An 11,210-nucleotide genomic window follows, 5' to 3' on the forward strand; every position below is an offset into this window, starting at 1 on the left:
GTGCCTGGTCCTGCGCCCGAGCCCGCGGCCGAGCCGCTGCGGCTGGCCGTCCTCGGCCAGGTCCGCGCGGCCGGCCCCGACGGCGCGCTGCTGCCCGTGGCCGGCCTGGGCGCGAACCTGCTGCTGGCGCTCGCGCTCGAGCCGCGCGGGCTGTCGAGCGCCCGCGCGGTGGACGAGACCTGGCCGGACGGGGCGCCGGCGTCGGGCCGCGCGGCGCTCCAGACGCTGGTGTCCCGGCTCCGCGGCGCGCACCCGGGCCTGCTCGCGTCCACCGCCGCGGGCTACGTGCTCGGCGTCGCCCGCGGGGCGGTGGACCTGCTCCGGGCCGCGGACGCGCTCGACGCGGGGCGCGCGGCGCTGGCGGCGGGGGACGCGCTCGCGGCCGCCGCCGGCACGGGGGCCGCGCTCGACCTCTGGGACGGCGAGCCCGGGGCCGGCGCGACGGCCCCCGACCTGGTGGCCGCCCTGGCCACGCGCGCGGACGGCCTGCGCCGCGACCTGCTGCGCGTCCGGGCGGCCGCACTCCTCGACCTCGGCGACGGCGGGGCGCTGGCGGCCGCCCAGGACCTGCTCGCGCTCGCGCCGCTCGACGACGGGGCGCACCTGCTGCGGATGCGCGCGCTGCACGCCGCGGGCCGGAGCACCGAGGCGGTCGCGGCGTTCGGCGCCTACCGGGAGCGGCTGCGCGAGGCGCTCGGGACCGACCCGGCGCCGGAGGTGGCGGCGTTCCACCTGGAGCTGCTGGACGGGGCCGCGCCGCCGCCCTCGCTCGCCGACCGGCCGGTCGCCCGCCCCGCCCCCGCCGCCCACGGGCTCCGCGTCGCGCCCAACGCGCTCATCGGCCGGGACGCCGACGTCGCCGCGGTCGAGGCGCTGCTCGGCGCCGCGCCGGTCGTGACCGTGCTCGGCACCGGCGGCCTCGGGAAGACCCGCCTGGTGCAGGAGGTCGCCCGGCGCGCGGCGGGCGGCGCCCGCGCGGTCTACGTCGCCGAGCTGGCGTCGGTCCGGGACGACCCGGACGTGCTGCCGGCGCTCGCGGGCGCGCTCCAGGTGCCCGAGGGCCCGGCACGGCGCGCCGGCGTGGCGGACCAGCGGATGCGGCCGCTGGCCGAGCGTGTGCTGGACCGGCTCGGCGAGCAGCCGACCCTCCTGGTGCTGGACAACTGCGAGCAGGTGCTCGAGGGCGTCGCGACCTGGGTCGCCGACGTCGTCGGCACGCTGCCCGGGGTCCAGGTGCTGGCGACCAGCCGCGCGCCCCTGGGGGTGCCGGGGGAGCGGGTGCACCCGCTCGACCCGCTGCCGACCCGCGACGACGACGGCGGCCCGGGCGCGGCGGTCCGGCTGTTCACCGAGCGCGCGACCGCGGTCCGCCCGGGCGTGACGCTGCCCCCGGACGTGGTCGAGCGGCTGTGCGCCCGCCTGGACGGCTTGCCGCTCGCGATCGAGCTCGCCGCCGCGCGGACCCGCTCGCTCACGGTCGTCGAGGTCGAGCGCCGGCTGTCCGACCGGTTCGCGCTGCTGGTGTCCGGGGGTGCGGGCACCCCGGAGCGGCACCGGACGCTGCGGGCGGTCATCGCGTGGTCCTGGGACCTGCTCACCGAGCGGGAGCGGGCCCTGTGCCGCCGCGCCGCGGTGCTGCCGGACGGCTTCGGGCTGCCCGCGGCGCTCGCGGTGGTCGCCGGCGAGTCCGACGAGCCGGCGGTGCTGGACGACCTGGACGCGCTGGTCGCGCAGTCGTTGCTCCGGGTCGAGGAGGAGCCGCGGACCGGCGAGGTCCGCTACCGGATGCTCGAGACGGTCCGCGAGTTCGGGCAGCGCGAGGTCGAGGCGCTCGGCGAGGGGGACCGGCTGCGGGACGCCGTCCTGGGCTGGGCCCGGGACGTCGCGTCGGGGATCGTCCACCGCGCCGGGAGCCCGGAGCGGGTGCTGCTCGACCCGGTCGGCGACGTCGAGCACGACAACCTGGTGGCGCTGCTGCGGCGGGAGCTCGCGGAGGGCACCAGCCGCCCGGACGCGGTGCTGGCGCTGTTCGCGGTGGTGGGGCTCCGGTGGATGCTGCAGGGCGCGCACGACGAGCTGCAGGACGTGCAGCGCGGTGTCCTGGCGGCGACCGACGGCTGGGTGCCCGACGGCGACCCGGAGCCCGCCGTCCTCGCGCTCGCGCTGCTCGCGGGGACCGAGCTGATGTTCGGCGACCTGCGGGCCGGGGCCCGCGCGCGGCTGGCGGTGCGCCGCGCCGCCGCGGCCGGCGGCCTGCGCCCCGTGGCGCGGATGCTGGCCGACGCCGTCGAGCGGTTCGCCGACCCCGCCGCGCTGGTCCGGCTGCTGGAGGACGCGCGGGGGTCGACGGACCTGCCGAGCCGGCGGCTCGGCCTGCTGGCGTCCTGGTCGCTCGCCGAGAACGACTCGGACGTCGAGGCCTCGATCGGGTACGCGGGCGAGGCCTACCACCTCGCGGTCGACACCGACGACCCGTGGACCGCCGTCATGGCCGCGGTGTCGCTGGCGGGCGCGTACAGCCAGAGCCTGCGCCCGCGGGAGGCGATGGACTGGCTGACCGCCGCCCGGACGGCGCTGGCCGCCCCGCAGATCACGCACCGCGACCTGATGGTGCAGGCGTTCGAGGACAGCCTGGAGCAGGTGTACGGCGTGACGCTGCTCGGCCTGGGGGAGTGGGACGAGGCGGAGCGGGTGTTCGAGGACGTCGCCCGCGCGACGACCGACGTGCGGGATGCCGAGGTGATGTCCGGCCTCGGCCTCGCGGAGGCCGAGCGCGGCCGGGGCGAGGTGGCGCGCGGGCTCGCCCGGTACCGGGCGCTGCTGGCGCGCACCTCGGGCCGGGACGGCTCCGGACCCTGGCTGCTCGTGGCCGTCGGGGCGAGCCTCGCCGCGCACGTGCTGGAGGGCCGGGCCGACGAGCCGGCGCTCGCCGACGCCGTGCGGTCGATCCGCGAGGACGACCTCACCGGCCGGGCCGGGTTCACCGACCGGCCGGTGCTCGGCACGCTGCTCACGGGGGTCGGGACCTGGCGGGTGGCCGTGGCGCCCGAGGACCCGGGCGGGCTGGAGCTGCTCGCGCTCGCCGAGCGGGTCGGCGCCCGGCAGGACTTCCCGTGCGGGGTGCTGGCGCCGCACCTCGCGCTCGCGGCGGGGCGGTACGGCGCGGACGCGGTCGAGCGCGCGCGGGCGGCGGCCGCGGCGCTCGGCCACGGGGACGACGTCCTGCGCGCGCTCGCGCTGCTGCGCGCGGCGGGGGTGGGCGCGGCCTGATCGCGGGCCCGCCCCCGTCCTCCCGCCGCGCGCCGGCGGTCAGGCCCGGCGCATGTACGCCCGGACCGTCAGCGGCGCGAACACCGCCACCACCACCGCCGCCCCGAGCAGCGCCCAGCCCGCGTCCGCGGTGATCCCGTTGCCGACCGTCAGGTCGCGCGCGGCCGTCACCAGGTGCGACACCGGGTTCACGTCGACGAACGACTTCAGCCAGCCGGGCAGCGTGTCCGCGGGGACGAACGCGTTCGACGCGAAGGTCAGCGGGAACAGCACGATCATCGAGATGCCCTGCACCGACGACGCGGACCGGGCGATGACGCCGAAGAACGCGAAGATCCAGGACAGCGCCCACGCGCTGACGATCACGAGCAGCCCCGCGGTCACCACGCCGACGGCGCCGCCGTCCGGCCGCCAGCCCATGATCAGGCCCATGACCATCGTCAGGGTCGTGGCGATGAGGTAGCGGATGGTGTCGGCGAGCAGCGCGCCGGCGAGCGGGGCGATCCGGGCGATCGGCAGCGACCGGAACCGGTCGAACACGCCCTTGTCCATGTCCTCGCGGAGCTGGACGCCGGTGACGACGGACGTGGTGATGACCGTCTGCACGAGGATGCCGGGGATGAAGAACGGCAGGTAGGACTGCACGTCCCCGGCGATCGCGCCGCCGAAGATGTACGTGAACATCAGCGTGAACAGGATCGGCTGCAGCGTCACGTCGAACAGCTGCTCGGGCGTGCGGCGGACCTTGAGCAGCCCGCGCCAGCCCATGGAGAACGACTGCCGCACGGTGGCGCCGAGCGTGACGCGGTTGCTGGCGGCGCGGGCCAGGGCCTGCGGGTCGACCGCCGGGCGCGCCGGCCGGGTCGGGGTGAGCGTGGTCATGCGCGGGCCTCCTCGAGGTCGCGGGCCTGGGTGTCGTCGGCGGGCGCGGGCGCCGCGGAGGCGTGCCCGGTCAGCGTCAGGAACACCTCGTCGAGCGTGGGCTCCTGCACGGCGATGTCGTGCAGCGGGATGCCGGCGGAGCGCAGGGCGACCAGCAGGTCCCCGGCGGAGTCGGCGGTGGGGACGGGCGCGGAGAGCCGGCCGTCGGGCGCGCGGGTCGGCTCGACGCCGAGCACCGAGCGGGCGATCCGCAGCGCCTCGGGCTCGTCGGCGGCCTCGGCCAGCCCGATCTGCAGCCGCGAGGTGCCGACGGAGGCCTTGAGCTCCGTGCCGGTGCCCTCGGCCACGAGCTGCCCGCGGTCGATCACGGCGATCCGGTCGGCCAGCTGGTCGGCCTCGTCGAGGTACTGGGTGGTGAGCAGGACGGTGGACCCGCCGGCGACGAGGCGCCGCACGGTGTCCCACATCTGCAGGCGGGTGCGCGGGTCGAGGCCGGTGGTCGGCTCGTCCAGGAAGATCAGCGGCGGCTGCGCGATGAGCGAGGCCGCGAGGTCCAGGCGCCGGCGCATGCCGCCGGAGAAGTTCTTCAGCGGGCGGGCGGCGGCCTCGGCCAGGCCGAACTCGTCGAGCAGGGCCGCGGAGGTGCGCCGGGCGTCGGCGCGGGACAGGCCGAGGAGCCGCGCGAACAGCACGAGGTTCTCGGTGGCGGACAGGCTCTCGTCGACCGAGGCGTACTGGCCGGTGACGCCGATGAGCGACCGCACGGCCTGCGCCTCGCGGGCGACGTCCCGGCCGAACACGGTGGCCGTGCCGGCGTCCGGGCGCAGCAGCGTCGCGAGCATGCGGATGGTGGTGGTCTTGCCGGCGCCGTTCGGGCCGAGGAAGCCGTAGACGGCCCCGGTCCGGATCTGCAGGTCGATGCCGTCGACCGCGCGGTTGTCGCCGAACGTCTTGACGAGCCCGCGGGCCTCGACGGCCCACGTGCTGCCGCCGGTGGATGTGGTCATGGTGGTGGTCCTCCCTGGTTGACGCCGACCACTCTCCGGCGCCCCGCTCACACGGCGCTCACGTCCCGCTGACACCGCTCGCGGGAGGGCGTGAGCGCGGGTGAGGTCCGCCCGGGCGTCCGCGCGGCGCCGTGACGTGCGCCGACGGGTGCGCCAGACTCCCGGGCAGGTCAAGGGGGTGGCTGGTATGCCGCGCATGGCGGTGGCGGAACGACGGCGCGAGCTCGTGGACGCGGCGGTCCGGGTGATCGCGCGGGACGGCGTGGCCGCGGCGACCACGCGCGCCGTCGTCGCCGAGGCCGGGATGTCGCTCGCGAGCCTGCACTACGCCTTCCCCTCGCGGGAGCACCTGATCGAGGCGGTGATCGCCGAGGTGACCGCGCAGGAGCGCCGGGCCGCCGAGTGCGGGCTGCTCCCCGTGGCGACGGCCGCCCAGGACGGGTCCGCGGGGCCGCCCGCGCTCGAGGAGGTCATCGCGACCGGCCTGGAGCGCTACGTCGAGCTGCTCGCCGAGCGCCCGGAGCGCGAGCAGGCGCTGCTGGAGCTCGCGCTGCACGCGATGCGGACCGGTCAGCGCGGGGCGCTCGTCGCCCAGTACGCGGTGTACCAGGAGTCGGCGCGCGCCTCGCTGTCGACCGCGGCGCTCGCGGCCCGCAGCCGGTGGACGGTGCCGCTCGACGAGGTGGCACGGGCGCTCGTGATGACGACGGAGGGGCTGACCACCGTCTGGCTCGCGGACCGGGACACCGAGGCGGCCCGCCGGACCGCCCGGTTCGCCGCGCGGGCGCTGGCGGCGCTGGCCGAGCCGGCGTAGCCCCGACCCGGCGCGCGACGAGGCGCCGGGGCACACTGGGCGGGACACCCGAGTCGAGGAGGCCTCCCGTGCTGACCAGCGTGCACCCGTTCCTGTGGTTCGACACCCAGGCCGAGCAGGCCGCCGCGCTCTACACCTCGCTGATCCCGAACTCCGGCGTGACCGCGACCCGCCGGTACCCCGAGGGCGCCCCGGGCGGGATGGCGGGGCAGGTCATGTCGGTGTCGTTCGAGCTCGACGGCCTGCCGGTCGAGGCGCTGAACGCCGGCCCGCAGTTCCGGTTCACCGAGGCGTTCTCGTTCTTCGTCTCGGTCGACACCCAGGACGAGGTCGACCGGCTGTGGGACGGGCTCATCGCGGGCGGCGGCGAGCCGTCGCAGTGCGGCTGGCTCAAGGACCCGTACGGCCTGTCCTGGCAGATCGTGCCGCGCGTGCTCGACGAGCTGCTCGGCGACCCGGACCCGGCGCGCGCCCAGCGGGCCATGCAGGCGATGCTCGCGATGCAGAAGCTCGACGTGGCGGCGCTCCGCGCGGCGGCCGACGGCTGACCGGGCCGCGGCGACCTACCCTGGGGCGGTGACCGAGACCGCCCCCACCCCCGGCCGGCGCGGACGCGTGACGATGCAGGTGCGGTGGTCGGACGTCGACCTCTTCGCGCACGTCAACAACGCCGCCTACCTCCGGTTCCTCGACGACGCCCGGTTCGCCCTGTTCCCGTCGATGGGCGTCGACCCCGCGGGCCGGCCCACCGACTCGCTGCTCGTCGTCGTGAAGCACGAGATCGAGTACCTGGCCCCGCTGCCGTTCCGGCCCGAGCCCATCGCCGTCGACGTGTGGGTGCCGCGCACCGGCCGGTCGTCGGTCGACTTCGGGTACGAGGTGCTGGACGTGACGGGTCAGGGCGGCGCCGAGCCGGTCGTCTACCTGCGCGCCCGGTCCCGGATGGTGCAGCTCGACCGCGGCACCCACCAGTCGCGGCCGTTCACGCCGGACGAGCGCGCGGTGTTCGAGACCTACCCGGGCGAGGCGCCGGTCCTGCACGGCTGGTGACCGGGCGGGCCGCGGCCCGCCCCCGAGCGGGACGTCAGCCCGCGAGCGTCATCCCGAGCGCCGCGGCCAGCGTCCGGGTCACCCCGTTGCGGCTGTTCGCGGGCACCACGTACCGGGCCCGCGCCCGGACGTCCGGGTGCGCGTTGTCCATGGCGCACGACCAGCGCGCGGCGTCGAGCAGGCCGGCGTCGTTGAGGTAGTCGCCGAACGCCATCGTCTGCTCCGGTGTCACGCCGAGCCGGTCCTGCACCCGGCGCAGGGCGTGGCCCTTGTCCGCCGCGGGGCTCATCACGTCGATCCAGTGCTGCCCCGACACCACGACACGCAGCCGGTCGGCGAGGTCGTCGAACGCCGGCGCGGTGGCCTCCTCGACGGACCCGAAGTCGAAGACGGCGACCTTCAGCACCACGTCGTCCACCGCCGTGACGTCGGGGACCTCCACCAGCCGCGCGTAGTGCCGCCCCGCGTGCTCGGCGAACGCGTCCCCCACCCGCTCGATGTACGCGGCCCGCTGCCCGCACAGCACCAGGCCGACGTCGGCGCCCCGCCCGGCGAGCGCGCGGACGCGCGCGACGACCTCGGGCACGGCCTCGGCGGGCAGCGGGTCGGTGGACAGCGTCTGCTCGTGCTGCGCCACGTACGAGCCGTTCTCGGCGATGAACACGAGGTCGTCGCCGCGCGCGCCGAACAGCTCCCGGAGGTTCGCGTACTGCCGCCCGCTCGCCGGCGCGAACGCGATCCCGCGTCGCTCGAGCTCGTCCAGCACCGGCCAGAACGTGTCCGGCACCCGGCCGTGCTCGTCGAGGAGCGAGCCGTCCATGTCGGACACCACGAGGCGCACCTGGTCGACGTCGGGCAGGGCGGGCGGGTCGAGGACGGGCTCGGTGGTCGTCGCGGCGGGCATGTCCCCAGTCTCGCAGCCGCGCCGCGGTCGTCCGTCCGGGTGACGCGGCACCCAGCGCGCGCACAGCCGGGTCACGGGGACCGCCCGCACCCGATACGGTCGTCGGGCACCGAGCCGCGCCGCGCGGCCGGCGCGCAGGGGGCGCGGCGACGTCGCGCACCCGTGCCGCGCCGGCGCCGGACGGCTCCCCACGACCGAGGAGTCTCCCCATGCGCGTCTCGCGCGGCATCGCCGCCCTGTCCCTGACGGCCGTCGCCGTCCTGGGCCTGTCCGCCTGTTCCTCCGACTCCGAGAAGGCCGACAAGCCCGCCGCCGGGGCCGAGGCGTCCGCCCCCGCCGAGGAGGTCGCCGAGGTCGGCTCCGACTTCGACCTCACGAAGGACGACTTCGTCGAGCGCGTGACCGCCGCGGCCCAGGCCGCCGGCACCGTCACGATGGACATGACCACCACGGGCTCCGGCGTCACGCAGACCGCCTCGGGCGTCATCCGCTACACCGACGGCGCGCAGGACCTGGCCATGACGATGGAGGTCCCGGGAGCCGGCACCGTCGACTTCAAGATGGTCGGCGGCGTCGTCTACATGCAGATGCCCGAGCTCACGGGCGACAAGTACCTCCAGATCGACCCGGACGACACCAGCAACCCGCTGTCGCAGTCGTTCGCCGGCATGGAGGGCCAGTTCGACCCGACCGGCACGCTCGCCGGCCTCGGCGACGCGGTGAAGTCGTTCGAGAAGGTCGGCGAGCCGCAGGAGGTGGGCGGCGCCCTCGCCCAGGAGTACGCCGTCGTCATCGACTCGGCCGTGCTGTCCGACCCGGCCGTCGCCGAGGAGCTCGCCGCCGCGGGCACGTCCCTGCCGCCGGAGCTGACCTACAGCTACTGGATCGACGCCGACGACCAGATGCGCCGCGTGACCACCGAGGTCGCGGGCGTCAGCACGGACGTCACCTTCTCGGGCTGGGGCGAGCCGGTGGAGATCACCGCGCCGTCCGCCGACCAGCTCACCGACATGAGCAGCCTCGGGTTCTGAGCACCCCGCTCCGGCGACGGGCCGGGCACGCCTCCGCGGCGTGCCCGGCCCGTCGTCTGTGAGGCACGCATCGCGCGTTCGCCCGGCCGATCCGCTCAGGGCGCTGCCGCCCGGGCCGATCCGGACGTCGGCAGGGCGGGCGAGCGGAGGTCGGCGGATGGGTGCGGTGGCGGACGGGCGGAACCGGTGGAGCGGGCTCCGGGCGAAGGTCCTGGGGGTCGCGGCGATCGGCGTGGCGACGGCCGTGGTGGCCGGGGTCGGGTCCCAGGTGTTCCTGGGTCGGGTCTCGGCGGCGAACGAGCGGCTGGCCGGGCTCCAGGAGGTGTCGACCGAGGTCGGCGAGGTCCGGACGATGAACGCCGACGTGTCGGGCTGGCAGGTGGCGTACGCGTGGGACACCCGCCGGATCGGCGGCCCGGAGGCGGTCGCGGCGGACAGCCCGAACCGCGCGGGCTACCTCGACTCGGCGCAGCGGCTCCGGGCGGCGCTCGACGCCGTCGACTCCGACGGGCTGACGGCCGACGAGGCCGCGACGTTCGAGCGGGTCGCCGCCCTCTGGGAGGACTTCTTCGCGGTCGACGACCAGGTGGTCGCCGCGTACCAGGAGGGCACGCCCCAGGCGCTGGACGCCGGGGACGCGCTCGTGACCGGCGACGGCTACGACGTGTACTACGCGATCGGCGACGCGACCACGGAGCTCCTCGGCTCGCTGGGCGACCGCACCGTGCGGGCGACCGAGGACGCCGCGTCCGCCGCGGCGACCGGCCGCGTCGTCACCGCGGTGCTGCTCGTCGCGGGCGTGGTGGCCGCGCTGCTCGCCGGCCTGCGGGTGTCGGGGAGCATGGCCCGCGCGGCGTCCCGGGTGCGGGCGTCCGTCGAGGCGATGGCGACCGGCGACCTGACCCGGGAGCCCGGCGTGCGGTCGCGCGACGAGCTGGGCGAGATGGCGACCGCGCTGGCGTCGGCGCAGACCAGCCTCCGGGCCACGATGGCCGGGGTCGTGGAGACCTCGCAGGCGGTCGCGGCCGCGGCGGAGGAGCTGTCGGTGGCCTCGTCGCAGGTGGCTGCCGGCTCGGACGAGACGAGCGCGCAGGCGGGTGTGGTCGCGGCGGCGGCGGAGCAGGTGTCGCGGAACGTGCAGACGGTGGCGGCCGGTGCGGAGGAGATGGGCGCCAGCATCCGCGAGATCGCGCAGAACGCCTCGCAGGCGGCCAAGGTGGCCGGGCAGGCCACGGACGCCGCGGCGGTGACGAACGAGCAGGTCGCGCGGCTCGGGGCCTCGTCGCAGGAGATCGGCAACGTGGTGAAGGTGATCACCTCCATCGCCGAGCAGACGAACCTGCTGGCGCTCAACGCCACGATCGAGGCGGCTCGGGCCGGGGAGGCCGGCAAGGGCTTCGCCGTCGTGGCGGGTGAGGTCAAGGAGCTCGCGCAGGAGACCGCCAAGGCCACCGAGGACATCGTGCGGCGGGTCGAGGCCATCCAGGGCGACACCGCCGGTGCGGTCGCGGCGATCGGCGAGATCGCGGGGATCGTGGCGAGCATCAACGACTACCAGCTGACGATCGCCTCGGCCGTGGAGGAGCAGACCGCCACGACGACCGAGATGTCCCGCTCGGTCGCCGAGGCCGCCACAGGATCGGGCGAGATCGCGGTCAACATCACCGGCGTGGCATCGGCGACGGCGACCTCCTCGCAGACCCTCGGGCAGATGGGCGACGCCATCGGCGAGCTCGCACGCATGTCCGAGGACCTCCGCGGCAGGGTCGCGCGCTTCACGTACTGAGCGCGGCGGGCGTCGAGGGCCCCGTGAGGGGCTCAGCGGATGCGGTCGGCCAGCAGGCGGGCGAGCACCGGCACGTGGCTCAGCGCCACCTCGCGCGTCGCGGTCACGAGGGTCACCGGGCCGGCGGCCGCCGCGTCCACCAGGTGGGCCAGCGCCTCGGCGCCCTCGCCGTCGGCCAGCTCCGCGGCGTACCGCCGGGCGAACTCGTCGTGGACCTCCGCCCGGTGCCCGTACCACCGGCGCAGCTCCGTGCTCGGCGCGACCCGCGGCAGCCACTCGTCCACCCGCGGGTCGTCCCGCCGCACGCCGCGCGGCCACAGCCGGTCCACCAGCACCCGCCGCCGCGTGCCGTCCCCGGCCTCGTAGACCCGCCCGACCCCGACCTCGTCCACGGTCCCCATCCTGCCGCGGACCCGGCGCCGTCACGCCAGGGGCGAACACGGGACGCCCGACGCACCCCCCGCCG

Annotated in this window: 10 protein-coding genes; 6 read left to right on the top strand and 4 right to left on the bottom strand. The window is 76.7% G+C overall.

What is annotated here, in order from left to right:
- Window positions 1–3,270 (top strand): BTAD domain-containing putative transcriptional regulator, encoded by a 3,270-nt coding sequence (locus FKM96_RS11075; protein WP_147795277.1) that lies wholly within the window; start codon window positions 1–3, stop codon window positions 3,268–3,270.
- A gap of 39 nt (window positions 3,271–3,309) precedes the next feature.
- On the opposite strand, the gene FKM96_RS11080 is transcribed toward FKM96_RS11075, so the two are convergent.
- Both FKM96_RS11080 and FKM96_RS11085 read right to left on the bottom strand, forming a co-directional pair.
- Complete coding sequence (locus tag FKM96_RS11080) at window positions 3,310–4,152, bottom strand: ABC transporter permease (RefSeq protein ID WP_147795278.1); 843 nt, start codon at window positions 4,150–4,152, stop codon at window positions 3,310–3,312.
- Window positions 4,149–5,159 (bottom strand): ATP-binding cassette domain-containing protein, encoded by a 1,011-nt coding sequence (locus FKM96_RS11085; RefSeq protein ID WP_147795279.1) that lies wholly within the window; start codon window positions 5,157–5,159, stop codon window positions 4,149–4,151. The genes FKM96_RS11080 and FKM96_RS11085 overlap by 4 nt, the downstream gene beginning before the upstream one ends.
- A gap of 187 nt (window positions 5,160–5,346) precedes the next feature.
- On the opposite strand from FKM96_RS11085, the gene FKM96_RS11090 reads away from it, so the two are divergent.
- The 3 genes from FKM96_RS11090 to FKM96_RS11100 all read left to right on the top strand — a co-directional run bounded on the left by FKM96_RS11090 (window position 5,347) and on the right by FKM96_RS11100 (window position 7,023).
- Window positions 5,347–5,973: a TetR/AcrR family transcriptional regulator gene (locus tag FKM96_RS11090; protein WP_147795280.1), complete on the top strand. Its 627-nt coding sequence runs from the start codon at window positions 5,347–5,349 to the stop codon at window positions 5,971–5,973.
- 68 nt (window positions 5,974–6,041) lie between these two features.
- Window positions 6,042–6,521 carry a VOC family protein gene (locus tag FKM96_RS11095; RefSeq protein WP_308161104.1) on the top strand — a complete coding sequence of 160 codons (480 nt, stop codon included), beginning with the start codon at window positions 6,042–6,044 and terminating at the stop codon, window positions 6,519–6,521.
- A gap of 28 nt (window positions 6,522–6,549) precedes the next feature.
- Window positions 6,550–7,023 (top strand): thioesterase family protein, encoded by a 474-nt coding sequence (locus tag FKM96_RS11100; RefSeq protein ID WP_246854937.1) that lies wholly within the window; start codon window positions 6,550–6,552, stop codon window positions 7,021–7,023.
- 34 nt (window positions 7,024–7,057) lie between these two features.
- Here FKM96_RS11100 and FKM96_RS11105 read toward each other — a convergent pair whose 3' ends face one another.
- Window positions 7,058–7,927, bottom strand: a complete 870-nt coding sequence (locus FKM96_RS11105) for a Cof-type HAD-IIB family hydrolase (protein WP_147795281.1) — start codon at window positions 7,925–7,927, stop codon at window positions 7,058–7,060.
- A gap of 209 nt (window positions 7,928–8,136) precedes the next feature.
- Here FKM96_RS11105 and FKM96_RS11110 point away from each other — a divergent pair, with 209 nt between their 5' ends.
- Window positions 8,137–8,958 (top strand): hypothetical protein, encoded by an 822-nt coding sequence (locus FKM96_RS11110; RefSeq protein WP_147795282.1) that lies wholly within the window; start codon window positions 8,137–8,139, stop codon window positions 8,956–8,958.
- 166 nt (window positions 8,959–9,124) lie between these two features.
- Window positions 9,125–10,744, top strand: a complete 1,620-nt coding sequence (locus FKM96_RS11115) for a methyl-accepting chemotaxis protein (RefSeq protein WP_371300413.1) — start codon at window positions 9,125–9,127, stop codon at window positions 10,742–10,744.
- A 32-nt stretch (window positions 10,745–10,776) separates the two neighbouring features.
- On the opposite strand, the gene FKM96_RS11120 is transcribed toward FKM96_RS11115, so the two are convergent.
- Complete coding sequence (locus tag FKM96_RS11120) at window positions 10,777–11,145, bottom strand: DUF488 family protein (protein WP_147795284.1); 369 nt, start codon at window positions 11,143–11,145, stop codon at window positions 10,777–10,779.
- Window positions 11,146–11,210: the final 65 nt, after the last annotated feature.

This window comes from Cellulomonas sp. Y8, from assembly GCF_008033115.1.
In the GTDB taxonomy this organism is placed as follows: Bacteria; Actinomycetota; Actinomycetes; order Actinomycetales; family Cellulomonadaceae; genus Cellulomonas.

What these genes read in the sequence shown, in the direction of transcription:
- FKM96_RS11080 (WP_147795278.1), bottom strand. Translation starts at nt 4,152, where the DNA reads ATGACCACGCTCACCCCGACCCGGCCGGCGCGCCCGGCGGTCGACCCG.
- FKM96_RS11085 (WP_147795279.1), bottom strand. Translation starts at nt 5,159, where the DNA reads ATGACCACATCCACCGGCGGCAGCACGTGGGCCGTCGAGGCCCGCGGG.
- FKM96_RS11090 (WP_147795280.1), top strand. Translation starts at nt 5,347, where the DNA reads ATGCCGCGCATGGCGGTGGCGGAACGACGGCGCGAGCTCGTGGACGCG.
- FKM96_RS11105 (WP_147795281.1), bottom strand. Translation starts at nt 7,927, where the DNA reads ATGCCCGCCGCGACGACCACCGAGCCCGTCCTCGACCCGCCCGCCCTG.
- FKM96_RS11110 (WP_147795282.1), top strand. Translation starts at nt 8,137, where the DNA reads ATGCGCGTCTCGCGCGGCATCGCCGCCCTGTCCCTGACGGCCGTCGCC.
- FKM96_RS11120 (WP_147795284.1), bottom strand. Translation starts at nt 11,145, where the DNA reads ATGGGGACCGTGGACGAGGTCGGGGTCGGGCGGGTCTACGAGGCCGGG.